The organism is Parahalioglobus pacificus, from assembly GCF_014652275.1.
In the GTDB taxonomy this organism is placed as follows: domain Bacteria; phylum Pseudomonadota; class Gammaproteobacteria; order Pseudomonadales; family Halieaceae; genus Parahalioglobus; species Parahalioglobus pacificus.
The window spans coordinates 888732-911454 of sequence record NZ_BMYM01000001.1 but is presented as its reverse complement, the minus strand read 5'-3'; the positions used below and the strand labels follow the sequence as shown (position 1 = coordinate 911454).

The following is a 22723-nucleotide window of genomic DNA, read 5'->3' as shown; positions in this document are numbered from 1 at the left end:
ACCTGCGCCATCCACGGCCTATCAGGGCGTGATCAGGATCTTCTCACCGGTAGCCTGCTTGGCGTAAACGGAGACTGCCTCGGGCTTGAGAGCACCCGCCAAATCAACTTCCCCGGTGTAGCGGCTGGCAAAGGTCGTTTTGATCTCTGCCGCAACGCGTTCGCGCATTGCCATTACCCGCTCTCCCCCTGCGCGCTGCAGGAACGGTGTAAGCAACCAACCGCCCAGACCCCAGCTGAACCCAAAGGTGCGGTTAAGTACAGTGGGTGAGACATCCAGCCCACCGTAGATATACACCTGTTTGTAAACATCTGAACCGTAGCGGCTGTACTCGGGCATCTGTTTAACGGCAGCGCTCTCCATACAAGCCAGAATCTGTGAGGCCAGTTTTCCCCCACCGGTTGCATCAAAGGCCAGCGTCGCACCGGTTTCCTCCAGTGCGCGCGTTAGATCAGGGATATAAGTGTCTGAGGAGGAATTCACTACGTAACTGGCACCGAGGTCCTTCAACAGACTCTCTTGCTCATGCCGGCGCACGATATTCACCAGTGGCACGTCATCCTGCTGGCAAATACGGTTCAGCATCTGCCCGAGATTGGAGGCGGCGGCGGTATGCACCAGCGCCTTGTGGCCTTCCATGCGCATGGTCTCAACCATGCCAAGGGCTGTCATAGGGTTAACAAAACAAGACGCGCCCTCTACCGCGGTGGTTCCTTCATTCAGCGGCAAGCATTGGCCAACGTGAACACAGCGGTATTCGCTGTACATCTCGCCGCCCACCATGCCGACCGTTTTGCCCATCAGCGCCTGCGCGGCAGGCGAGTCGCCTGCTGCCACGACGGTGCCTGCACCCTCGTTACCAATGGCCATAGAGTCACCGATACGTCCCTCGACCAGCCGACGGGCGGCCTCGGGTATCGACGCTGTGACCACCGGCCGGTCGGCGCTACCAGAAAACTGCACCGAATTACGATCAGCCGGCCCGAACAGCAGACCAAGATCCGAGGGATTAATGGGCGCTGCCTCAACTTTAACCAGCACCTGATCAGGGCCGGGATCCGGCACTTCGATTTCAGTCAGGGAGATTTCGAGGCTGTAGTCCTCTTTCACGAGGGTTCGCATTTGTAAACTGCTAACGGGCATGGGTTACTCCGTGGCCTTTGGCCTGTAATAATTAAGGGGTTGGGTGCGCAGACTGCGGGTACACAAAATCTACCAGCGCTTCACTGCAGGTCCACAGTCGGGATGCAGCTTCGTCATCGCAGGCCCAGGGTTTGGGGTCGGTGAGTTTACTCTTGACGTAATAGCCGCCAGTCAATCCGTTTAGGCCCTCGCTCTCGCAGAGGTACAGCGACGTGCTGGCACCGCGCTCCGGCGAACGGAAAAAGGGACGCAGCAACGCAGGGATAACTGACGCCATCCAACCACCATTCTGTTTGCCGATCCCCGTGGCAACCGCCCCCGGATGCAAGGCATTCACAGTAATGACATTGGGGTCCAGTAACTGAGCCAGACGCCGATTGAACAGAATATTGGCGAGCTTGGATCGTCCGTAAACGGTGAACGTTTTGTAGCCGTGCTCTGACTGCAGGTCGTCAAAGTCCATGCCGCGAACAAAGTGATGGGCGTCGGAGGCAACGTTGACAATGCGCGCGGGTGCGGCGGCTTCCAAAAGTGGCAGCAGCATACCAGTCAGCAGGAATGGCGCCAGGTGATTGACCGCGAAGGTCTCCTCATAGCCATCAACGGTTTCCTGTCGCTGCGTATTAACGACGCCCGCGTTGTTCAGCAAAATATCAATGGGATTGCCCAACTCCAGCAATCGCGTAGCCGCGGCCCGAACGCTGTCCAGGCTGGCCATCTGTAACTCAACAACCGTTGTTGCAGCGCCGCCCGCGTCAGTGATGCGCTGCGCAAGTGCTTGTCCTTTATCCACACTCCGACACAGCAATGACAATTGCGCGCCCTGCTTCGCAAGTTGCAGTGCACACACCTCACCAATGCCGGAGGTAGGTCCCGTTATGACTACATGCTTCCCCTGCACAGATAGATCCCATCGCGTTTCGAGAGCAGCACTGTAGCTCAAAGTGCAGCACAAAGGCAGCGCGGCAATGGTCTTGAGGCTATAATTGGCGACATCTCACCGGAACCAGACAATGGCTAATTTCTCTGATCAACATAACCAGCCTCTCGCCAGCGATGAAGCGCTTCAGGCACATATCGAGCAAGCCCTGGCGGCCAGCCCTATGGTGGGGCGAGAGTTGGATGTGTTGTATGCGGTGATAAAACGGGCGTTCAAACCGCAGGTATTCGGGGTAGAGAAGATTCCGGACCGGCCCTGCCTGTTTGTGGGCAACCATTCGCTGTTCGCCCTGGATGCCTTTGTCATGGGCCCGTTGATGCTCAAGGAGTACGGCCGATTTCTCAGGCCCATGGGCGACAAGTTTTTATTCACGCAACCGGGCCTGGCGAAGCTATTGCTGTCGCGAGGCGGCACCATGGGGCATCCCGAAGTGTGTTCTGCACTCATGGCTGCCGGCGAGGACGTGCTGGTGTTTCCGGGCGGCGCCCATGAGGCAGTCAAACCCGCCAGCAAGCGCTATGAACTGCAGTGGCAAGAGCGCTTTGGCTTTATCAAACTCGCGGCCAGTCACGGTTACACCATCGTCCCCTTCGGCATGGTGGGGCCAGACGAGTTCTATACGCACTTGATTGAAGGCAGCGATGTGCCCAACTCTGCGATAGCGCCTCTGTTACGCAAGGCGGGATTGCTAGGCGACGACACGCGACCCGACATGATTCCACCGCTGCCCCTTGGTGTAATGGGTACTCTGCTACCCAAACCACAGCCCTGTTATCTCAGCTTCGCCGAGCCTGTTTCACTGGCCAGCTATAAGCGTCGCAAACCGGGAAAAGCCCAGCTCAAACAGATACGGGATGAAGTCGCATTGCGCATTGAAGATGAACTGGCGGAACTGCTGCTGATTCGCGAGCAGTCGCGCCAGAAAGACGGCTTACTCCGACGCTTACTGACCGTGTAAGGGAACCTTTAGCGCCGGCACTTTCAGGCGCCCGCTAGGTCTCCAACATAACCCGTGCCAGACGCTGAGGTCGGCGCCAGCGACCGCGCAGCACCCGAAGCAAATAGGTGACCGCCAACCAGATCAGTGTGCCAACGAACACCCACCAGCTCACCAGCGGGGGCAGGGTCATACCCTTAATGACCAGAACCTGCACAGCAAGCATCGCCAGATGGATCAGGATTGACGCGGTCATCAACCAGCGCGTGTCTCCAGCCCCGCGCAACGTGCCGCTGCACACCAGGATGACGGCGTCGGCCATGACGTAGGTGGCCATGCCTATCATCATCTTCGCGCCCAGTTCACGAATAGACGCGAAATCATCCTCCGGCGTCTGGAAGACATCCATGAGCTCAATGCGGAAGATAATGAAGCACAACCCAAGCACCGCCGAGTAGCCAAGCGCGATAATGAACCCGGAGCTGATCACCTGATTGGCTCGGGATAGGTCCCCTGCCCCCACATACCGACCGATAAGGCTCATCACGGCAATGTTGAGTCCGATAAGAGGCACGTAGGACAGCATGTCCCAGTTAAAGACGATGGCCATGGCGGCGCCCTCGTCTACCCCGTAAGACTGGAACAACAGCAGGAACAGGTTAAACGTGGCAGCGCCGATAAACATTTCGAAGCCCGAGGGAAAGCCGAGCCGCACATAGCGACGCATGATGCCCGCGTTGAAGGCAAACGACTGCGCCACAGAAAACTGCTGGCGGTGAGTTCGATTAAGATAGAACAGCAAATACACTGACAGCGTGACGCCGGTCGCCAGCACTGTACCGATGCCCGCGCCGACGATGCCCAGAGCCGGCAAGCCAAAATGGCCGAAGATCAGCATCCAGCTCAAGGGGATGTTGCAAGCCACGCCGATAACGTCGCTGATCATTACCACACGAGTGCGCCCAATACCCGAGAAGTAAGAGGCGAAGCAGGTTTTAACCAGGGTGAGAATCGCGCCGGCCATCAGGGCAAAGTAGTACTGGGTCTCCAATTCCACCTGCTCGGCCTCGTGTCCCATCCAGGCAAACACATCGCTGATCCACCAGGTCAATGGCAACAGCAGTGGCAGACAGAGGAAGGCCAGAATCACGCCCTGCGTGAGCACCCGGGGACACTTGGAAAATTGCCCCGCACCATAGTATTGAGCCACCAAGGCGTTGGCGTAAGCCATGATTCCGTTAAACAACGCAATAGTCACGAAAAAGGTGACGCCACCGCCAAGTGCAGCAGCAATGTGAGTGGCATCCAGTCGCGACATAAAGAACCGATCAGTGAACACCATCAGGGCAAAGGCTCCCTGTGACACAACCATGGGTAGCGCCAGCACGAACAGCTCTTTCAGGGTTGCTTTGGAAAACACATCAGCTCCTTTGCGGGGGCGCTATTCTGCACGCTCGGATATACTGCTCCAAGCACTCTTCACCGGTAGTTTTTGGCTATGTCGCGCTCGACAACAGGTTCCCGACTTCTTCCTCGCCTCGCAATCGGTACCGCGGCTGTCGGGCTCGCACTTCTCACATTTCTGGTCATTTACGTGCCTTGGGTTGCGACGCAGCCGGCGGAGAACCCCCTAACCACAACCCCCGCCGACGAGGGTCTGGCCTACCGGGACATCACACTGACTATCCCGGAGGAGAATCTGGCGCTGCAGGCCTGGTACATCCCTGCTACCACGCCCAAGGCGGTATTAGTGTTCCTGCACGGTGCCGGCTCCCACCGACACAGCACGTTCTTTGACTCCCTGTCTTTCTATAAAGACATGGTGGCGTTGGGCTATTCCGTGTTTGCCCCCGACCTACGCAACCACGGGGATTCTGATCGGGATGGCAACGGGATAGGCTTCGGCCTCCACGAGTCTGCCGATGCCGCGGCGGCGCTCGCCTGGGTGCACCACAACACCCAGGAGACACCGGTGATTGTTATGGGCATTTCCATGGGCGGAGCCACGGCCATACATGCACTGGCCGGTGGTGCCAAAGCGGATGCCTTAGTGCTGCTAGACCCGCTCCTGGACACAGACTCCGCCTTTGTACGGGGCGTATGGACGGCAACGGGTTTACCGCCGGGCCTGTTTGCTATCAGCGCAGTTTCGGCACGCCACCTGTTTGGTCTTCCCTCAGGTAAAAAGCAGTCCTCAGGAAAGGCCGAGCAACTGACACTCCCCACACTGCTGATTCAGGATCCTCAGGACCCCGTCACCTTGGCAGAGCACGCCCGTGCGCTGGCTGCGGGAAATGACCACATCACGCTGTGGGAGGCACCACCGGCAGAGGGCGATCATCCCCTACTCGTTTGGCGCGGGCGCTGGGGTAGCCACGTGGCCGCCTATACCCTCTTTCCAGAGCAGGTGCTGTCGGTGATAGACGACTTCGCCACCGGGGTACTGCCCGCGCCGAAACGCTAGCGCTTGGCCACGCCCAGATCCGCCAAGTTGGCGATCATGTCCTCAGCGGAAGATGCCGGACGAACGGCAGTGTCGATACGGGTAATTCGGCCCTCAACATCGATGTAGAACGTGTGCCGACGCGCAAAGCCGTTGGTGTACACGCCGTAGGCCTTCGCCGTGTCGCCAGATGGGTCGCTAAGTAGAGGAAAGTCTGCGTCAGTCGATTGCGCAAACTCTGTATTCTTCTCGACGGGATCGGTGCTCGCCATGAAGTAGCTCACCGCGTACTCACGAATCTTGTCCCCATTTTCAGCCAGCGATTTGCATTCAACCGTGCAGCCCGAAGTAAACGCTCGGGGGAACCACGCCACCACAACAGCCTCTTTGCCGCGAAAGTCCGACAGCGTATACGTGCTGCCATCAGAAGCTTGCAACTCGAAGTCTGGTGCCATATCACCGACTTCCAACGCATGAGCAGAGAATGACCACAGGGAACAGACTGCGGTGACCAACACGAAGAGTTTACGCATAACAGTGGCCTCGATATTCTTGATGATGTATCAGTGTACGTGCCGGACTCCGCTCGGATCACCGGGGATTTGAGCCTGGCCCGAATTCCCCGTATTCTCAGTGCTGTCCCGTTGGACATAACAACTTTAAACACATTGGGGAAAGCTATGACATTAACCACACTCACACGCCTGGGACTCGTCAGTCTTATGGCCTTCGCACTGGCAGCCTGCAGCGAACAAGATGTCGAAAAAGCCAAGAGCAGTGCTCAAGAGGCAGCAAGCAGTGTTTCTGACGCCGCTCAGGATATGGCCGATGACGCAAAATCCATGGCCAGTAATGCCGCCGACGCCACTGCAGACGCTGTGGACGATGCCGCAGATGCCGTCAGCGATGCAGCCGACGACGCCATGGTCGCCGCGTCTGACGCGGCAGACGCCGTAGGCGAAGCCGCTGACGATGCGATGGATTCCGTATCTGATGCTGCTGACGATGCGATGGATTCCGTATCTGATGCTGCTGACGATGCGATGGACGCTGCGTCTGACGCCATGGACGACGCTGAAGATGCGGCCTCCGATGCTGCTGACGACGCCAAGAAAGCCATGGACGATGCCACTGGCTAAGTCCACACTGCAACACCGTGGGGTGCACGCTCGTGCGCCCCATTCCCAACCCACCCACTGGTGCGCGCCCAGCACAACCCCGAACCACCCTGGCCGCCAACCGACAAGCACGTACCTCGGTCGCCGTATACCCCTCGTCCAGACTCCGTTACTCTTATCAGTATCGTCTGGAAGCGATTGTTCTATGAAATCTCCTGATCGTGGGCAATGGCCCTTCCGCTGGGACCTGCTGCTGCGCTACCGCTACATCGAGACCCTTGCTCTCTGGGAGGGACGCCTGACCACGCGGCATCTGTGCGAAACCTTTGGCATCGGTCGCCAGCAAGCCAGCAAAGACATCAACACCTACGCTCGTGAGGTTGGACCCGGAAACCTGGTCTACGACAAATACCTCAAAGGCTACAAGCCCACACCGGCATTCTCGCCCAAAGTGACACAGGGTCTGGCTGACGAATACCTGCACCTGATGGCAAGAAACAACGAGCTGATGAACGTATTCGAGTCCCTGTCGCTCAACGTCGCAAATATCGACGTGCTACGCGTGCCGGTTCGCGATGTGAGTCCAGAGACGCTGCGTCCCATCATGCAGGCCGCACGGCAACAGCGCCGCCTCGAAGTGGATTACGTTTCAATCAAGAACCCTGACCGGGAGGGGCGCATCATTGTGCCCCACACGCTGGTGTTTACCGGACTGCGGTGGCACGTGCGCGCCTGGTGCGAGAAAAACCAGGATTACCGGGATTTCGTACTCAGCCGTTTTCGTGGTGAACCCGACATCATGGACGACTCTCCTCACGGTGTTGACCAAGACACGGACTGGAACACCAAAGTCACCATTGATGTACGACCCCATCCTAAACTGACCGAACAGCAGCAGGCGGTCGTTGCTGCTGACTACGGCATGCAAGAAGGGTCCCTGCTAATCACCACCCGGGCCAAGTTAGTACCCTATGCGCTTAAACTGCTGCACCTTGATCCTGCCGAACTGTTAAACGACCCCATCGCCCAACAAATTGTTGTTAACAACCGCGACGCTATAGAACCCTGGCTGTTCAGCTGAGCGCCCGGAGCAAACATGTCACAGTCACCCGACAATCCCGACCCCAACCGCTACGAAGAGGCTTACTCAGAGCAAAGCTTCAACGACAAGCTAAAACACTATGCCCTCACTGCGGGCCGCGAACTGGTCGAGAAGGCACTGTGGCTTTATTACGCACTTCAGGAGGAGAAGGCACCCGCATGGGCCAAGGCCACTATCGTTGGTGCTTTGGGGTATTTCATCACGCCGCTGGATGCAATTGTCGATCTCACACCCGGCGTGGGTTACGCAGACGACCTGGGCGTGCTGGCGCTGGCCGTTGCGGCGGTGGCTGCCTACATCAATGATGATGTTAAGGAAAAAGCCCGCGACCGCATGGCCACCTGGTTTGGCGAGGGTGAAGCAGACAGTTCTGCGCAGGAAGATCAGGAGCCAGGACGCGAATGATCCGCTAAAGCGCGCTTACTCAAACTGAGAAAAACAGCCGTGGCCAATCCGGAACTGGCAAACAACATACACATCACCATGATTTGATAGCGCGCTGCAATCAGCGGTGATATGCCGGACAATATTTGGCCCGTCATCATTCCCGGCAGCGACACCAGCCCTACCGCAAACAGTGAATTAATCACCGGTATCATTGCGGTCTCAAAAGCTTTGATCCGGGCTGCCTCCCATGACACGCCGTGGCTGAGCTCTGAGAAAAAACGTTCTGCCGCCAGGCTGATGGAGGTCATAGCGTTAGCCAGTGCCATGCCCGCGAGTGGGATCATGTAGTTGGGCAGATACCATGGCTCTAAGCGCAACACCACCTGCGTCACAAACAGAAGAGTCAGTCCGCCGCCTACCAACACTCCCCCAAAGGCGCACAGCAGCAACCGTCGACGGTGCTCCGGAACAGTTCGCAAGGAGATCCAGGCCGATGCTGTCACCATGGCAGCGAGCACCAGCAGAATCAAAGCGCCGCTGCCGGCGCCAAATATCCACGCCAGTGCATACCCCGCCACCAGCAGTTGCAGCAGCATTCGCAACAGCGCATAGATCGCCTCGCGCACAGACATAGACCAGCGCAACAAGAGGAACAACGTGAGTATCGCCGGCACTAGCGACAAAGCCAGCTGAGAGAGATCAAGAGTAATCATTACCAAGCGATTGCCAGCGCAGTGCGCGCCGTTATCCGCGGCTGGCGAAGGTGTCACAGGCGTTCAGGCTACCTTGCTCGAAACCTGTTCGGAACCACCGCATGCGTTGCTCGGATGTGCCATGGGTGAAGCTGTCTGGCACAACCCGACCGCCCGCATTGCGTTGCAGCGTGTCATCACCTATCGCCGACGCCGCGGTAATAGCTTCCTCAAAATCGCCGGACTCAAGAAAGTCGCCTTGCGCACTCGCATAATGACCCCAGATTCCAGCAAAACAATCTGCCTGCAGCTCCTGCCTGACTGACAAGGCATTAACCTGCGCTTGAGCAAGTCCCCTGCTCTGATCGCGAACGCGCTGGCTGATACCCAGGACAGTTTGAATGTGATGGCCGACCTCATGCGCGATAACGTAGGCTTGAGCGAAATCACCAGGCGCGCCAAAACGGCGGGAGAGTTCATCGAAGAAGTCGAGATCCAGATAAAGCTGTTGATCTGCAGGGCAGTAGAACGGACCTACGGCTGAAGATGCCGTCCCACAGGCGGAATGCACCTGCCCGCGGAATAGCACCAGCGTCGGCGGTGGATACTGGCGCCCCTCGGCAGCAAAAATTTGTCCCCAGGTGTCTTCGGTGTCCGCCAGGATAACCGCAGCAAACTCTGCCAATTCATCCTCAGCCTCGGTTGTGGTGGCGCTGCTACCGGCACCTGATGATTGAACTGCACTGGTGCCACCGCCGCCTAGCAGCAGCGGTAGCAAGTCGATACCCATCATGCGGCTACCCACTATGACCAATACGCCTACAGTGAGTATGGTGCGACCGGATTTCGTTCCTAGCAGGGCTGGAATCAGTCGAAGCAGCCCGGAGCTGCCACCGACACTGCCCATCGCAGGCTGCTGCGATCGCCTGTCCTGCACATAGTCACTGCGTCGACGTCCTTTCCAGCGCATGATGTTCCCCTCACGGTCTCGGTCACTTACAGTAACAGCTTAGTCGATGCGGGCGACCGGGATAAACCGTCGGCCTCTGCCTGTCGACAATAGTCGGGCGCGCAGCGTTATCAGTAAAAGGTAGGTGTATGAGCAAACAGCGAGAAGCCAGGTGCAATTGCGGCAAGCTTAGTGTTGAAGCACAAGGGGAGCCAGCCTGGGTATCAGCCTGTAGCTGCCAGGCATGCCAACGCCGCACCGGCGCCCCTTTTGGGGTGATGGCCTTTTTCCCGATGGAGCAACTCTCCATCGCCGGAGACGCCAAGCGCTGGAAAAGACCCTGCGATTCAACCAACGAAGCAGTTCACCACTTTTGCGCGAACTGTGGTTCAACCGTATATGTGGAGTCTGAGGCAACGCCCGGCATACTGGCCATCGCAGTCGGCTGCTTTACTGACCCTGATTTCCCGCAACCCCAGTTCGCTGCCTGGGGCGAGCATCGCCACAACTGGATAGCATTTCCAGAGAGCTGCCGCGAGGTTCAGGGTCAGGATTTTAGCTAGCCGCGCATAAGCCAACCTGCGTCGGGTTAACTTGGTACCTCTCTTTCCGCACAAACATCCTGCCTGTGCGATTGAAATGACGGCTGCGCCAACATGCCGCTGGTCAGCCGCCGCGGGGATCAACGAAACCGGTACCTGGCTTGCAAAGCTATCGTGCGCGGCCGCTCCGGCACGGCGTAGTAGCTGTTGGAGTTTGTAACCGGCAAGTCGTCTCTCCAGAGATATGTCTCTTCATCAGTCAGGTTCTTGCCTATCAGGGCCAATGACCACGTGTCATCGATACTGGCTAGGGCAATACGGACGTTAACGATAGTCGTCGCGTCGTGAGGGGTATTCGAATCAAGATCGAGCGCCGTGAAAAACTCATCGCTGTAGTTGATATCCAAGCTATTGATCAGCTCCATACTGCTCCCCAGAGGAACCACATACTGGGCGAACAGGCTGGCACTCCACTCCGGCGCGAATACCAGTGTCTCTCCGCTGAGATCCTGTCCGCCGGGCTGCCGTGGTGCAGTGATATTACTGCCGTCTTCAGTCAGGCAACCGGGATTGTTCGCCGGGTCCATGGATTGGGGGGTGGTACAGGTGGCACCGGTGAAGTCTTCATAGGAGGCGTCCAGGTAGCCGATTGCGCCACCAAGAGTCAGTCCCTCGGCCAACACTATGCGGCCATCCAGTTCCAAACCCTGACTAATCGCCTCGGCCGCATTACCTACACGGAAAACATCACCGACCAACGAACTGACCTGTAAGTTGTCGTACTCCATCCGAAAAGCAGCAAAATTCAATTCCGCTGCGCCCTCCAGCAAGCTCATCTTGGCACCCAGTTCATAGGCTAGAACCTCCTCGTCTTCGACCTCGAGTATCGATGGGTCGTTTCCGGGAACAGATCCTCCGAGGGGCTCGTTGGTAATTGGGTTCACGAGGCGAATCTCATAGCCAGCACCGCTATAGGACTCATCGAAACCGCCGCCCTTGAAACCGGTGCTGACACTGGCGTAAAGCATCGTGTCGTCGGTAACGTCCCACTGAACATTGGTGGAGTAAGTCACTTTGTCTTCATCGCGACTCAGGTCGGTAAAGCTGTGCTGGCGCAGGTCTGCAATCGAGTAGAAATTGGCGGGATCGGAATATACGAGAAGATTAGGATTAAATCCTGCCCTGACCTGTAAACCCTCAGAGTTAGTGGTTTTGTCGAGATCTTTTGTCTCTTCGTTGTAGCGTAATCCCAGCGTCAGGCGCAGGGCGTCAGTAACATTCCAGGTCCCCTGGCCAAAGACTGCCCAGCTCTCGGCTTCCTGATCGAAAACACTGGGAACGCCGGGGTCCGGTGCATACAAGGCGGAGGTGCTTAAAGGGCCCGACTGCAGAAAATCCACGGTTTCCAAGCGCCGGCTGATATCCAGCTCATTGCGCTGGAAATAAGCGCCCGCAATCCAGTCGAAAGTCTCGCCGCCTGGTGATACAAGACGCAGTTCCTGGCTGTACTGTTCGAAGTCTTCCCAGCGTGTACGATGGAGAGAGGGTGCGGCGGCGACATCGGTATCGCCAGTCGATAGCAAGTCATAGGCCGAGTAGGACGTGATCGAAGTCAACGTAGCAAAATCCATATGCCAATCGATAGTTAGGGCTAGGACTTCCGTGTCGGTCGTTTTGCGGGTCCCAGCATCCCCTGCACCCTTATCGAAGTCCGAGACCACGGGAATCGGCACTACGCCAGCAAAGTTTTCCTGTCCGACGAAATCCGACTGATAAACAACCGTCTGCGTATTATCACTCTCGAAATCGCCGTACTCGTACTTGGCATTGATTTCCAAGTTGTCCGTGGCTTCCCAGCGCAGGCTGCCGCGGGCATACCAGTTGTCAAACTCAGGGCCGTCATCCCCGGTGGCAACGTTTTCCCACCAGCCATCGCCGGGCGCATCGTGTCGTACAGCGAGACGTCCAGACAATCCGTCTGTCAACGGACCGTTCAGAACCATGTTGTATTGTTGCCCACCGTATTCGAACTCGTACATCGCCTCGACCATGCTCTCGAACTCGTCGCTGGGCTTGTTGCTGGTGATATTGATTGCACCAGCAATCGTATTTTTGCCAAATAGAATCCCCTGAGGGCCCTTAAGAACTTCAACGCGCGCCAGATCCATGGTGGTTGGCACCGCCGCCAGTGGTCCGCGACCTGCATAGACGCCATCGATATACATCCCCACAGACTGCTCGAAGCCCTGATTGGTGCCGGAGCCAATGCCGCGAATGAACAGGTTAGGCGTACCTGAGCCGGCGTTGACTGTCACGTTCGGCATGTATTGAGTGATCTCCTGGAGCGAAACGAAACCGAGATCATCAATTCTGTCGCCGCTCATGGTGGCAACGGAGATGGGTACGTCTTGCAGGCTCTCAGTCCGCATCTGTGCAGTCACAATAACTTCTTCCAGCACCAGAGCCTGAGCATTTACCTCGGTGGCGCCGGCTACGCTGAGGCTGGCAACCGCGGCAGCCAGCACAGTCTTACCAGGAGCATTGCGTCGGAGTCGTTCGTATGTAGCGTGCATAATCCAGTTTCCTTTTTGTGTTTATTGTTTAAATTTGTAAGAGCTATAGAGGCGCGCAACGGCTCCCTGCGATGGCGGCCTGCGACTGTGATGCATCACCGATGCCCGACGCGCGCAATAACATAACGCCGCGGGTAGTGGGCGATTGAATGACTTCACCGGAATATTCGGCGGGGTCAGCGTCGGGGCCGATCAGGGTTACCTCAACGCGTGTCCCAACCCGAAAGCGCTGCTCACGCTGGTTGCTAATCCCGGCGAAGTTATCGGTGTTCATCTGATAGAACTGCATGGACCAGTAGCGCTCGGGCACGGGGGCGCTAATCACTACCGGTCCCTGCTCGAGGTTGTACAGGCAACTGGCATAGAGAAGGTCCGGGCTTGGGCGTACCACCCAGCGAGAGTTTTCATCAGGCCGCGGAGTCAGGTTCATCTGATTAGGCGCTCGTGCTTCTGCGAATTTTTGGTAAAGGCGCTCCATCACCAGGTGCGGTACCAGCATGGCCAGCGCGTACTGCCCCAGCCAGCCGCACACTAAAATTGCTGCTATCCAGCGCAACCAGCTCATGAGCAGCCCTCCTGCGTAACCACAGGCAGTGGTGCCGACCCAGGGTTCTGCAAGTAGGCCTCGCCGGGCGTGTACAGCCGCAGCAATAAGTCGAAGTCGTGATGGGTAGACTTTTCAGATGCAGGCGCACCGGACGGTCCCACCGGTAGCCAGTTGCCATTCTCCTCCGTGGCGCTAACGTGAATAACCCAGCGGCCATCCTCGCCGCGGTTGATGTTGTCGTTGTTGAAGGAATAGCGCTTCTGCTCATTGGGGATCAGGAAGTAGTCCCACCCGTAGGCCGTGATACTCCACCAGTTGGCGTCGTAGTCGCCGCCTTCAATGCGGTAGCGGCAGTCCAGGTTCAGAGGCTCCCCGGCCACTGAACTAATGGTGTAATACATGGAGTCTTCGCGGGTAGAAGCCAACAAGCCACCAATGGCAACCACCGCCCTGACAATGACGTCAGCATCTGCGGCACCAATGCTCTCGCTGGTGCGCCAGTCGCCATTTTTCAGGAAGGAGTTCCCCAGCCCAGCTTTAATGGTCACCAGCAGGAGAAGAGCGGAAAAGGCCAGGCTCAGCAGCACTGCCAATGGCCAGCGTAGGGTGCGTAGAGTGATGATTGTGATGACCCCCGTATTGTTTTTTACTAATGGAACTGGTGCTGATTCAGCGCAATTTCCTCGACCATGGTATTGTTCCGTTGCGGGTCAAACTTGATATATCGCGCAATGATTGGTGCCTCGAAAGTAACTTTCCCATGATCAAAAACACGCCGAGTCGAGCGTTCGCGGGAGTGGCGAACCTGGTTGAGAGCTATGGGCATGACCCGGAATGCATAGCCCGTCGTGTGGGCCTAACGCCGTCCGCACTGTACAGGCCGGATCTTTTTATCGAGGGAGGCGTATTCAATGATTACCTCGAGGAAGCGGCGTCTGTCTGCGGTGATCGATTCTTTTCCCTGAAGCTGGCGCCAATACAGGGTTGGCATTTATTGGGTCCGGTGTGGCAGTTGATTCGCCGGGCGAAAACGGTTGGCGAGGTGTTGCGCACCATTGCCGCGCACCTGGAGTCCCACGCAAGCACTATATCTTCCCCATTGATCGAGGATGAGCGGGGAATGTCCATATCCCTCGAAGCGAGATGGGACCCGAAATGGGGGCGAGGCCTGAATACCAGCCGAGTTCAGGTCGTGGAACTGGCGTGTGCGATCTTCATGCATGAGATGCGGCGCTTGCTGGGCAACAACTGGCGTGCAGAGCAGGTACAGTTCCGCCACTCTGCTCCCGAAAATCCAAGACCTCTGTACAAGGTCTTTGGGGACAAACTCAGTTTCAATCAGGACGCCAACGCAATCCGCATCAGCAAGGCAGATTCTGAGCGCACCATTACGGTTGTGGCTGATAGACCAACATTTGCACAACCCTATGCGACATCTGACGATGTAGAGTGGAATATACCGTTCGTATTGGAAGTCGATCGTGCTATTCGTCTGTCGCTGAACAGGGAGGAAGCGTCAGTAGATCGCGTGGCGGACTCACTAGGTCTCAGTCCGCGCACGCTGCAACACAAGTTAAAACAGGGCGGCACCACCTATCAGAGCCTATTCGATATCGCGCGTATTGACCTCGCCCTGGAGTACCTAAATGACTCCGATCTCAATATGTTGGCCATTAGTGAGCGCCTGGGCTTTACCGATGCGGCGGCGTTTTCGAGATTCTTTAAAAAACACTTGAAGATGTCGCCGCGGCAATACTCCAAACGCCTCCATCAGGGATCGACACCATCGTCTAGATCCCAGTAAGGCGGCGTTGGATGGAGCCCGATCCGCCCGGTAAGGTGGGGAGAGTTTGAGGTGTAGATGCACTGATGAACGCCAACACCCAAGCCGTACCCGGGCTCCATATTTCAACGCACTAAGAACAACCTAGATCGGAACGGTTTCTGGCTACTCTTCCCATTAACCTATAGCCTCAGTCATGCTTGCCCATCGGCACGTTTTTATCAGTACGAAAACCAACATCTCCTATGCTCGTTATCACATTCAGAGATTCTTCTTACGACGTCGCTTGGGCCCATCACGCATAGTGGTTTTAGGGTAGCGCGGCAGTTTCCCGGTTTTCAGGTAACGATGGATGGTCTCCTGGGAGCGGATGCGCGCAACCTTCTTGCGTACTGAAACACGCACATTATCCTGCTCTGCATTCAGCACTCGGGCCTTCACATTGTCATGCCATTGCTGATCCAGGATCGCCTGCATCACATCCTGCGCATCCTCATCGAATATGGGACACAGCGCTTCCACCCGATAATCCAGATTGCGCGTCATAAGATCCGCCGACCCAATGAAATAGCGAGGGTTACCTTTATTGTGGAAAACATAGGCCCGCGGGTGTTCCAGATAACGATCCACAATACTGACCGCGCGAATATTGTCTGAGATACCTTTGACGCCTGGTTTCAGGGAGCACATACCGCGAACAATGAGCTTCACGTCAACGCCGGCATCACTGGCCTCATACAACTTCATGGTCAGCTGCCGATCAACCAGGTTATTGCACTTGAGCACCATCTCGGCGTGATAGCCATCGCGGGCGTTGGCGATTTCCTGGTCAATCAACTCCATCAGACCGCTGCGGGAGCTGTGTGGTGAAACCAGCAGCAGCTTGTAATTGGGCCGACGGTAGGGGTACTTCAGGAACTCAAAGATGCTGGCTACATCTTTTCCAATATTCTGGTCACGGGTCAGCAGAGTAAAGTCCGTGTAGAGTCGCGCTGTTTTTTCGTTGAAGTTGCCCGTGCCCACATGGCTGTAATAGCGAATGCCTTTCTCTTCACGCCGCTCTATCAAGAGCAGCTTGCTGTGTACCTTGAGTCCCGGTATGCCGAAGATTACCTCGATGCCCGCTTCGGTCAGTCGCTGAGCCCAACTAATGTTGGCGGCTTCGTCAAAACGCGCCGCCAGCTCAACCACGGCCATCACGCGCTTGCCATTGGCTGTCGCATTCAACAGGGCATCCACAATGCGCGAGTCCGAGGCGACCCGGTAAAGGCAGATACGAATGGTTAACACCTGGGGATCCAGCGCCGCCGTTTTCAGTAAATCGACGATGTAGTCGAAGGGGTGATAGGGGTAATACAAAAAGACATCGCGTTCGCGAATCGTATCGAAAAGACTGCGCCCCTGCTCAAGGCGCTCAATCCTGATGGGCGGCAGAGGTTTAAACTCGAGGTACTTGGGCCCCACATTGGGGAATCCGATGAAATCCTTAGAGTTGTGATAGCGCCCGCCCGGAATCAGGCTATCGTACTTGCCAAAGCCAAAACGCGTTCGCAAGTAGCTCAGCAAACGCTCCGGCATTTTTTCGTCGTAGACAAACCTGACAGCATCGGCTTTGCGACGCTGCTTCAAACTGGTAGCCATCTTCTCAATCAGGCTCTCAGTAATACTGGCGTCCAATTCCAATTCTGCGTCTCGGGAGAACTTGAAGCAGTAAGCAGACGCCTCGTCGATAGGCACAACACCCCGGAAAACCTGGGGCAGACAGGCGCGAATCACGTTGTCCAACGCCATGAATACGCGTCCACCCTTCCCCTTACGCTTTGGAATCTCTACAAATCGATCCAGGTGATCGGTGGGCAGTTCCACCAGCGCGTAGAAATAATCGTCACCCGAGAGAATATCCACTGCCAGATAAAGCGACTCGTCAGTGAGTACCGGAATGGCCTGCCCGTCCCGCAGGAGGATTGGCTCCAACTCCGGCAATACTTTGTTGGTAAAATAGCTCTGCACAAACGCCGCCTGGCCCTCATCCAGCTGACGCTCGTTCACCATGTAGATCTTTCGCTGACGAAGTGCCCGCAGTACATCGTCATAGATGCGCTCGAAATCCCGCTGAAGCGCAACAACTTCGCTTTGAATATCCACCAGGAGGTCTTTGGCGCGCTGGCGCTGGGCACCGCTGCTAACGGAGATCAGCCTTCTCACCTCCGCTACCCGCACTCGAAAGAACTCATCCATGTTGTTGGAGAAAATGCCGAGATAGCGCAGTCGCTGTATCACGGGCGTCCGGGGGTCTGCCGCCTCCTGAAGCACTCTGGAATTAAACGACAGCCAGCTGAGCTCACGAGGGATGAACAGGCTGTCATCCAGATCGGCGAGCCGTTTCTTTAAGGGGTTTGACATGGACGCTCCGCGCGGATCACTGATCGATCAGGTAACAACCGCTAACGATATTACACATTGATGAACAGAATAAGACAGTTCGCGCACTACGGTATTGGAACAGAGCGCCTTTTCGCGGGCAAAAAAAACCCGGCCATTGGCCGGGTAAAGGTAGGGATGTTTCCTACAGGGGTTCGTCGTTGGAAGCCAGGAGTTCAAAGTGGGCAAGTACCTTGCCGAACTCAACAGCTACCGCTTTCATACGTTGTTTGACCAAATCGGTTTCGCCCGATTCCTCTGTCTGCACCCCCAAGGCGGTAACGCCTTGCTCAACCAGTGCCACCAGTGTGGTCAATTCAAATTCCGTGAACTCCAGGGCAACACAATGGCTGCCGGTATCTGAAGTTAATGCCAGTGTTTTCATCACTTAGATCTCCTTTAGCCGAACGGTTGCTGAGCTCCCCTAAAAAAGGCCCTGTCACTCCCGAACTGTGCGGGCAGGGCCAAGGTAGGGAACTTCTCCGCATGGAGCCTGTATCGGCATCAAGCTGCTTGCTGATGCTCGAATGCGTCCGGGTACGCGTTGCGCACCGCTTCAAAACTGTAGTCCTCCATTGCCAGCTCTTTGAGCGCAGGCGATACGTCCTCACCGTTGCGCGACTCAAGTCGCTTGGCCAGGGCCACCAACACGCCCAGACGATTGACCATTTGCCAGGTGCCAGTGGCGCGAGTGCGCTTGCCTCTCAGGTGGCTCAATGCCTCTTCGTAGGCATAAATTGCTCGCACTGCGGCAAACTCGGCCTCACTGCCTGTGTCATGCTGTTCAGCGCGCAGATCCACAGCTCTGCGATACGCCTGGGTCGCCAGCTCAGGATGCCCTTTGCGCACGGCATTGCGCGCAAACACGTAACACTTTTCGGGCTCGTTAATTCTCAGTACCAGTTCGTGCATGACTATCTCCTACCTGTTAATCGCGCCTCGCGCGTTTCTCGGAGCAGTTGTCTGCTCTCCTCGCTGTCAGGTGAAAGATTACGGACATTGTCTGATTCGCCACATGGCAGTGCGCGACAAGTGCATGGCCGCTGGCGACAAAACACACCAACACAACCTAGACGCGCTTTATATATATGCTCTATCTATATGTTTTAAATCAAAAAAAAGCCCGCGACCATGAAATGGCAGCGGGCCAAGTTAGCCGTATGTTTCGGGGCAGAAACATCGGCCAGGGGACGTGTGGCACGCGCGGGCGCGCGTGCCACATTCAACATAGTCGACTCTAGGGAAAGTGCAAATTTTGCACGAAAAATGACCAGCAATGAGCCACTAAAAGGTGTGACGACACTCGTCGCAGACCCACCCACTGGCCCATCGACGATAGCGCTTGTGGGTGATGAGAATGTCTAATACGAGTGCACAAACAAGTACAGTGCCTGCTGCCACAAGCCAGAGGATCAATTGGTACCACCCCAGCGACCAGAGTACGACGGCGGGCAGGCTCACCACCAAGAACAGCACTATCCCAAGCAGGAACAGGGATTTAGGCGGCCTCGCCCCATCGTGTTCAAGGCTGTACCAGTCAAAAGTGGCAGCTGGCAGTTCGTTTCGCATCACAGAGCGGAACAAAGCCCCGCGCCGCGCAATGCGCTCCGACCCGCAAGCTGGGCAATGACTCATCGCACGGCACCTGCGAGGTACCATCGAGCACCTGCCTGAAACACTTTACCTTCAGACATTAAATCTTCGAGGGCCCGCTCAATCAGGCCGGTGTGGTACACACCGGGGCTATCTGGCGCCCAATCACTGAGAAAGTCAGCGATCTCATCGCTGGTTGCGCCCCGCCTATGGGCCACTCGCATAGCCAAGCACACCATAGAGCGGATCATGTTCATTACTTTGTCGGTAACGGTCAGTAGCGGATGGTTCATCACAATGCCTCCAGTTGTGGACGTGGGCACTGTAATTGCGCTGGCGGTGTTTTGTGATGACCCCCTACGCCAACCTGATGGCCGGCGGCGCCAACGCGTCAGTCAGATCAATCGGACTGCTGTTCCTCGCGGTACTCTACCGGCGCCTTTCCAGTCCATCGCTTGAAGGCACGCGAGAAGGTACTGGGCTCGGAAAAGCCCAGCATATAGGCCACTTCCAGAACAGATCGCGTGGGTTGCTTGAGGTACTTTTGAGCCAATTGCAGGCGCGTATCCTGAAGCAGGTCCATGAAACTGGTGCCCTCCTCCTTCAGCTTTCGCTGCAAGGTGCGATTGCTCAGGCTCAGGTCACTGGCTATCTGCTCCTGACTGGGCGGGCCATCAGGCAGTCGATTGACGATCTCGTTTACCACTTTCCGGGTAGTACTATGGGTCAGGAAGCTATCGAGATACGCCTGGCTTTGTTCATCGTTCACTCGCGCGAGTTCAGAATCACCGGTAACCAGTGGGTCCTGAATATCGGCACTCGCCCAGGTGATACGCGTTACCTCGGCCTCGAAGTTAACGCGGCAGGACAATTCGTATTCCCATCGCTGCGGCTCGCCAGGCGCCGGTCTGCGCATATCGATGCTCAGTGGTGCAATAAACTCACCCAGGGTCAGGTTGCACATGCGCGATATCATGCCGACTGAGTAATCGATGGCCGCCGGCACTACCTCATCGGCGCCCGGCGCATCAGCGAGCACAACGTGGACGCGATCGCCCTCTTCAACCAGCGCGGGGTTAGCGCCGGTGCTGATCACCTGCCCAAAGCGAGTCAGCCGTCTCAGTCCGTCCAGCACCGTATCGCTGGCAAGCCATGCCAGCCCCAGACCATGTAACACTTGCGGTTGCAGCTGCTGAGCCGCCAACAGGCCAAAGGCCTCATCGTCAGTTTCCTGAATGGCCAAATGCATTAGGGCATCACCCTGGACGTTGGGAATCCGCCAGTCAGGCCGCGCCAACCCAGCGGGGTCGATACCGCACTCTTCAAACAAAGGTATTGGGTCCACACCGCGCAAGCGCAGCGCGCGGGCGATAGGCAGCACAAAGGTGGCGAGCATTGAATGCTGAGGAACGGTGCTATCACTCATAGGCGGGATTCATCCATGCATAGTCTGCTCAATCTTAGCCGGACTGCTAACCATAGAACCAGTAGGCCGCCCCAATTGCCGCGACTATGCCTGCGACATCCGCTGTCAGCCCGCAGGCCAATGCATGACGGGCATGGCGTATACCGACGGAGCCGAAGTAAACGGCCAGTACGTAAAAGGTTGTCTCCGTAGAGCCCTGAAAAGTGGCAGCCAAGCGCCCCTGAAATGAGTCCACGCCATAGGTGTTCATGGTGTCGATCATCATCGCCCTCGCACCCGAGCCCGACAGCGGCTTCATCACCGCTGTGGGCATGGCATCGACCCAGCGACTGTCTGCTCCGGCGAGTGCAACAACAGATCGTGCGGCGTCAAGCAAAAGATCCAGCGCGCCGCTCGCACGAAAAACACCGATAGCCACCAGCATTGCCACCAGATAAGGCACTATTGATATTGCTGTCTCAAAGCCCTGCTTGGCGCCCTCGATAAAGGTGTCGTAAACATTGACTGTACGCCGGTGCGCAACCAACAAAAAAGTCAGCACCAGAGACAGGATCAGCAGGTTACTCACCAGGCTGGATTGGCGCTGTAACTCCTGGGCTGTCAGCGTCATAAACCAGCCCACCAGAGCCAGCAAAACCGCAAAGGCGGCACCCAGGTAGGCCAGGACCACCGTATCGCGCAGCGGTATCCGTTGCACCGAGGCGGTCACCAGTAGACCGGCGAGCGTCGAGCAACTGGTTGCCAGAAGAATGGGAATGAAAACAGCCGCGGAATCACTCGCCCCCATCTGCGCCCGGTACAGCAACACCGTCACGGGAAACAGGGTGACAGAGGAAGTATTAAGCACCAGGAAGAGTATCTGGGCATTGGTGGCGATCTGCGGCGTCGGATTCAGCGTTTGCAGGTCGCGCATGGCCTTTATGCCCAGCGGGGTCGCCGCGTTATCCAGGCCCAGCACATTGGCCGAGAGGTTGAGCGTCATTGAAGATATTGCCGGGTGACCCGCAGGCACTTCAGGCATCAGGCGAGTGAACAGTGGGGATAAGCCACGGGCCAGTTTTTCGATCAGACCACTGGCTTCTCCAATGGCGACCACCCCCAGCCAGAGCGCCATCAGGCCAATCAGCCCGATTGCCAGTTCAACGGATAAGGTAGCCATATCAAACAAAGCCGCCACCATGCGGGCAAACACATCGCTGTCAGACAACCATAACCACTGGTAGACACCGCTGGCGAAGGCGATAACAAAAAACCCTAACCAGATACGGTGCAGCATCAGCTATCCAGCGTATCCATAAAGCGCAGCACTCGCGTGGCCACGTCTTCCGGGTACTCCATCGGCAATAAGTGCCCGCCCGGGCAAACTTGCAGGCTCGCCGATGGCTGCAACCACTCCCAACGTTTGATGGTTGCCTCTGAAATTAGGTCGGAATCTTTACCCACCAATCCCAGTGTGGGTGTCCCCAGACGCGGCAATTGAGGCCAGATCCAGGGACCGGAGGTATACACCTTCGCCTCCCACTCACCGCTGTAAGACAACTGCACCCCGCCCGAAGACGTCGGGTGCTTGGCTGCGTGCACGTAATCCCACAGTGCCTGGTCCGAAAAACGTCGAAAGGCGCCCTTGCGACGATAAAAGTCAAATGCAGCCTGATAGCTTTCAAAGTAGTGAGGGCGCCCCAGCGCACCTCGAATGATGGGAATCTTGCCCCGCTGACTGGCGGGTGTCAGGCGCATCGCCAGGACATCTCGCGTTGGCAGCAGCACGGGATCAATCAGAATCAGGCCGCGCACGGCCGTCGGCCGCCTGAGCGCGGCATGAATGGCGACAATACCGCCCATCGAGTGCCCCATCAGCCAGACCGGCTCTTCACCGGGCGTAGGCATGTATCGCATCATGTCATCGGTGAACACCGACCAATTCAGTCGCGTCGGTGGCCCCTGTTCCGACCATAGAGGCCGGTGCTTCACCGCTGTTATACGGCAACGGTCAGTAAGTGCAGCAAACAGCTGAAGGTAGCTACCCGGTGGGTAACCATTCGCATGAGCAAAGAGCACGGGCTCTAAACCCTCGCCAAACACCTCAATCCGATTTGTCATTACTGCTTTTTGCCCAATCGATGTTGA

23 protein-coding genes are annotated in these 22723 nt (G+C 56.7%); 7 read left to right on the top strand and 16 right to left on the bottom strand.

Annotated elements, in window-relative coordinates; translation table 11 throughout:
- Positions 1-21: 21 nt before the first annotated feature.
- Both IE089_RS04220 and IE089_RS04215 read right to left on the bottom strand, forming a co-directional pair.
- A complete protein-coding gene (locus IE089_RS04220; protein WP_189475443.1) occupies positions 22-1143 on the bottom strand; it encodes a zinc-binding dehydrogenase in 1122 nt (373 codons plus the stop codon).
- A gap of 31 nt (positions 1144-1174) precedes the next feature.
- On the bottom strand, positions 1175-2044 hold the full coding sequence (locus IE089_RS04215) for an SDR family oxidoreductase (RefSeq protein ID WP_189475441.1): 870 nt from the start codon (positions 2042-2044) through the stop codon (positions 1175-1177).
- 112 nt (positions 2045-2156) lie between these two features.
- On the opposite strand from IE089_RS04215, the gene IE089_RS04210 reads away from it, so the two are divergent.
- Positions 2157-3041 (top strand): lysophospholipid acyltransferase family protein, encoded by an 885-nt coding sequence (locus tag IE089_RS04210; protein ID WP_189475439.1) that lies wholly within the window; start codon positions 2157-2159, stop codon positions 3039-3041.
- 34 nt (positions 3042-3075) lie between these two features.
- On the opposite strand, the gene IE089_RS04205 is transcribed toward IE089_RS04210, so the two are convergent.
- A complete protein-coding gene (locus IE089_RS04205) occupies positions 3076-4440 on the bottom strand; it encodes an MATE family efflux transporter (protein ID WP_229802575.1) in 1365 nt (454 codons plus the stop codon).
- A gap of 174 nt (positions 4441-4614) precedes the next feature.
- Here IE089_RS04205 and IE089_RS04200 point away from each other — a divergent pair, with 174 nt between their 5' ends.
- The gene (locus IE089_RS04200) at positions 4615-5484 is read left to right on the top strand and encodes an alpha/beta hydrolase (protein ID WP_189475437.1); all 870 of its coding nucleotides are present in this window, start codon (positions 4615-4617) and stop codon (positions 5482-5484) included.
- Here the strand turns inward: IE089_RS04200 and IE089_RS04195 are convergent.
- Positions 5481-5996: a peroxiredoxin gene (locus tag IE089_RS04195; protein ID WP_189475435.1), complete on the bottom strand. Its 516-nt coding sequence runs from the start codon at positions 5994-5996 to the stop codon at positions 5481-5483. The genes IE089_RS04200 and IE089_RS04195 overlap by 4 nt on opposite strands.
- A gap of 147 nt (positions 5997-6143) precedes the next feature.
- Here IE089_RS04195 and IE089_RS04190 point away from each other — a divergent pair, with 147 nt between their 5' ends.
- The 3 genes from IE089_RS04190 (at position 6144) to IE089_RS04180 (ending at position 8088) form a co-directional block, all read left to right on the top strand.
- Positions 6144-6602, top strand: a complete 459-nt coding sequence (locus tag IE089_RS04190; RefSeq protein WP_189475433.1) for a hypothetical protein — start codon at positions 6144-6146, stop codon at positions 6600-6602.
- Positions 6603-6786: 184 nt separating this feature from the next.
- Positions 6787-7662: a helix-turn-helix transcriptional regulator gene (locus tag IE089_RS04185; RefSeq protein WP_189475431.1), complete on the top strand. Its 876-nt coding sequence runs from the start codon at positions 6787-6789 to the stop codon at positions 7660-7662.
- 15 nt (positions 7663-7677) lie between these two features.
- Positions 7678-8088 (top strand): YkvA family protein, encoded by a 411-nt coding sequence (locus IE089_RS04180; protein ID WP_189475429.1) that lies wholly within the window; start codon positions 7678-7680, stop codon positions 8086-8088.
- On the opposite strand, the gene IE089_RS04175 is transcribed toward IE089_RS04180, so the two are convergent.
- Together IE089_RS04175 and ypfJ are read right to left on the bottom strand one after the other, a co-directional pair.
- Complete coding sequence (locus tag IE089_RS04175; protein ID WP_189475427.1) at positions 8067-8783, bottom strand: ABC transporter permease; 717 nt, start codon at positions 8781-8783, stop codon at positions 8067-8069. The two genes, IE089_RS04180 and IE089_RS04175, sit on opposite strands and share 22 nt — an antisense overlap.
- A 31-nt stretch (positions 8784-8814) precedes the next feature.
- A complete protein-coding gene (ypfJ, locus tag IE089_RS04170) occupies positions 8815-9732 on the bottom strand; it encodes a KPN_02809 family neutral zinc metallopeptidase (RefSeq protein WP_189475425.1) in 918 nt (305 codons plus the stop codon).
- 128 nt (positions 9733-9860) lie between these two features.
- Here ypfJ and IE089_RS04165 point away from each other — a divergent pair, with 128 nt between their 5' ends.
- Complete coding sequence (locus IE089_RS04165; protein WP_189475423.1) at positions 9861-10274, top strand: GFA family protein; 414 nt, start codon at positions 9861-9863, stop codon at positions 10272-10274.
- 119 nt (positions 10275-10393) lie between these two features.
- On the opposite strand, the gene IE089_RS04160 is transcribed toward IE089_RS04165, so the two are convergent.
- From IE089_RS04160 to IE089_RS04150, 3 genes are read right to left on the bottom strand one after another with little or no spacing between them, the layout of a single operon-like run.
- Positions 10394-12826, bottom strand: coding sequence for a TonB-dependent receptor (locus IE089_RS04160; protein WP_189475421.1), 2433 nt, complete (start codon positions 12824-12826; stop codon positions 10394-10396).
- 43 nt (positions 12827-12869) lie between these two features.
- Positions 12870-13391: a DUF1254 domain-containing protein gene (locus IE089_RS04155; RefSeq protein WP_189475419.1), complete on the bottom strand. Its 522-nt coding sequence runs from the start codon at positions 13389-13391 to the stop codon at positions 12870-12872.
- Complete coding sequence (locus tag IE089_RS04150) at positions 13388-13960, bottom strand: DUF1214 domain-containing protein (RefSeq protein ID WP_189475417.1); 573 nt, start codon at positions 13958-13960, stop codon at positions 13388-13390. Before IE089_RS04150 ends, IE089_RS04155 begins: the two co-directional genes overlap by 4 nt.
- 65 nt (positions 13961-14025) lie before the next feature.
- Here IE089_RS04150 and IE089_RS04145 point away from each other — a divergent pair, with 65 nt between their 5' ends.
- A complete protein-coding gene (locus tag IE089_RS04145) occupies positions 14026-15177 on the top strand; it encodes an AraC family transcriptional regulator (RefSeq protein WP_189475415.1) in 1152 nt (383 codons plus the stop codon).
- A 240-nt stretch (positions 15178-15417) separates the two neighbouring features.
- Here IE089_RS04145 and ppk1 read toward each other — a convergent pair whose 3' ends face one another.
- From ppk1 to IE089_RS04110, 7 genes are all read right to left on the bottom strand, one after another.
- Positions 15418-17559: a polyphosphate kinase 1 gene (ppk1, locus tag IE089_RS04140; protein ID WP_189475413.1), complete on the bottom strand. Its 2142-nt coding sequence runs from the start codon at positions 17557-17559 to the stop codon at positions 15418-15420.
- Positions 17560-17722: 163 nt separating this feature from the next.
- Positions 17723-17962 carry a hypothetical protein gene (locus IE089_RS04135; protein ID WP_189475410.1) on the bottom strand — a complete coding sequence of 80 codons (240 nt, stop codon included), beginning with the start codon at positions 17960-17962 and terminating at the stop codon, positions 17723-17725.
- A gap of 119 nt (positions 17963-18081) precedes the next feature.
- A complete protein-coding gene (locus IE089_RS04130) occupies positions 18082-18489 on the bottom strand; it encodes a hypothetical protein (RefSeq protein ID WP_189475407.1) in 408 nt (135 codons plus the stop codon).
- Between the two features lie 719 nt (positions 18490-19208).
- On the bottom strand, positions 19209-19463 hold the full coding sequence (locus tag IE089_RS04125; protein WP_189475405.1) for a hypothetical protein: 255 nt from the start codon (positions 19461-19463) through the stop codon (positions 19209-19211).
- Between the two features lie 107 nt (positions 19464-19570).
- The gene (locus IE089_RS04120; RefSeq protein WP_189475403.1) at positions 19571-20596 is read right to left on the bottom strand and encodes an AraC family transcriptional regulator; all 1026 of its coding nucleotides are present in this window, start codon (positions 20594-20596) and stop codon (positions 19571-19573) included.
- A gap of 46 nt (positions 20597-20642) precedes the next feature.
- Positions 20643-21872, bottom strand: coding sequence for a nucleoside recognition domain-containing protein (locus IE089_RS04115; RefSeq protein WP_189475401.1), 1230 nt, complete (start codon positions 21870-21872; stop codon positions 20643-20645).
- Positions 21872-22696 (bottom strand): alpha/beta fold hydrolase, encoded by an 825-nt coding sequence (locus tag IE089_RS04110; protein WP_189475399.1) that lies wholly within the window; start codon positions 22694-22696, stop codon positions 21872-21874. The genes IE089_RS04115 and IE089_RS04110 overlap by 1 nt, the downstream gene beginning before the upstream one ends.
- Between the last annotated feature and the right edge of the window lie 27 nt (positions 22697-22723).

What these genes read in the sequence shown, in the direction of transcription:
- IE089_RS04190 (WP_189475433.1), top strand. Translation starts at nt 6,144, where the DNA reads ATGACATTAACCACACTCACACGCCTGGGACTCGTCAGTCTTATGGCC.
- ypfJ (WP_189475425.1), bottom strand. Translation starts at nt 9,732, where the DNA reads ATGCGCTGGAAAGGACGTCGACGCAGTGACTATGTGCAGGACAGGCGA.
- ppk1 (WP_189475413.1), bottom strand. Translation starts at nt 17,559, where the DNA reads ATGTCAAACCCCTTAAAGAAACGGCTCGCCGATCTGGATGACAGCCTG.
- IE089_RS04120 (WP_189475403.1), bottom strand. Translation starts at nt 20,596, where the DNA reads ATGAGTGATAGCACCGTTCCTCAGCATTCAATGCTCGCCACCTTTGTG.
- IE089_RS04165 (WP_189475423.1), top strand. Translation starts at nt 9,861, where the DNA reads ATGAGCAAACAGCGAGAAGCCAGGTGCAATTGCGGCAAGCTTAGTGTT.
- IE089_RS04130 (WP_189475407.1), bottom strand. Translation starts at nt 18,489, where the DNA reads ATGCACGAACTGGTACTGAGAATTAACGAGCCCGAAAAGTGTTACGTG.
- IE089_RS04180 (WP_189475429.1), top strand. Translation starts at nt 7,678, where the DNA reads ATGTCACAGTCACCCGACAATCCCGACCCCAACCGCTACGAAGAGGCT.
- IE089_RS04185 (WP_189475431.1), top strand. Translation starts at nt 6,787, where the DNA reads ATGAAATCTCCTGATCGTGGGCAATGGCCCTTCCGCTGGGACCTGCTG.
- IE089_RS04125 (WP_189475405.1), bottom strand. Translation starts at nt 19,463, where the DNA reads ATGAACCATCCGCTACTGACCGTTACCGACAAAGTAATGAACATGATC.
- IE089_RS04115 (WP_189475401.1), bottom strand. Translation starts at nt 21,872, where the DNA reads ATGCTGCACCGTATCTGGTTAGGGTTTTTTGTTATCGCCTTCGCCAGC.
- IE089_RS04195 (WP_189475435.1), bottom strand. Translation starts at nt 5,996, where the DNA reads ATGCGTAAACTCTTCGTGTTGGTCACCGCAGTCTGTTCCCTGTGGTCA.
- IE089_RS04175 (WP_189475427.1), bottom strand. Translation starts at nt 8,783, where the DNA reads ATGATTACTCTTGATCTCTCTCAGCTGGCTTTGTCGCTAGTGCCGGCG.
- IE089_RS04160 (WP_189475421.1), bottom strand. Translation starts at nt 12,826, where the DNA reads ATGCACGCTACATACGAACGACTCCGACGCAATGCTCCTGGTAAGACT.
- IE089_RS04145 (WP_189475415.1), top strand. Translation starts at nt 14,026, where the DNA reads ATGGAACTGGTGCTGATTCAGCGCAATTTCCTCGACCATGGTATTGTT.
- IE089_RS04135 (WP_189475410.1), bottom strand. Translation starts at nt 17,962, where the DNA reads ATGAAAACACTGGCATTAACTTCAGATACCGGCAGCCATTGTGTTGCC.
- IE089_RS04110 (WP_189475399.1), bottom strand. Translation starts at nt 22,696, where the DNA reads ATGACAAATCGGATTGAGGTGTTTGGCGAGGGTTTAGAGCCCGTGCTC.
- IE089_RS04220 (WP_189475443.1), bottom strand. Translation starts at nt 1,143, where the DNA reads ATGCCCGTTAGCAGTTTACAAATGCGAACCCTCGTGAAAGAGGACTAC.
- IE089_RS04155 (WP_189475419.1), bottom strand. Translation starts at nt 13,391, where the DNA reads ATGAGCTGGTTGCGCTGGATAGCAGCAATTTTAGTGTGCGGCTGGCTG.
- IE089_RS04210 (WP_189475439.1), top strand. Translation starts at nt 2,157, where the DNA reads ATGGCTAATTTCTCTGATCAACATAACCAGCCTCTCGCCAGCGATGAA.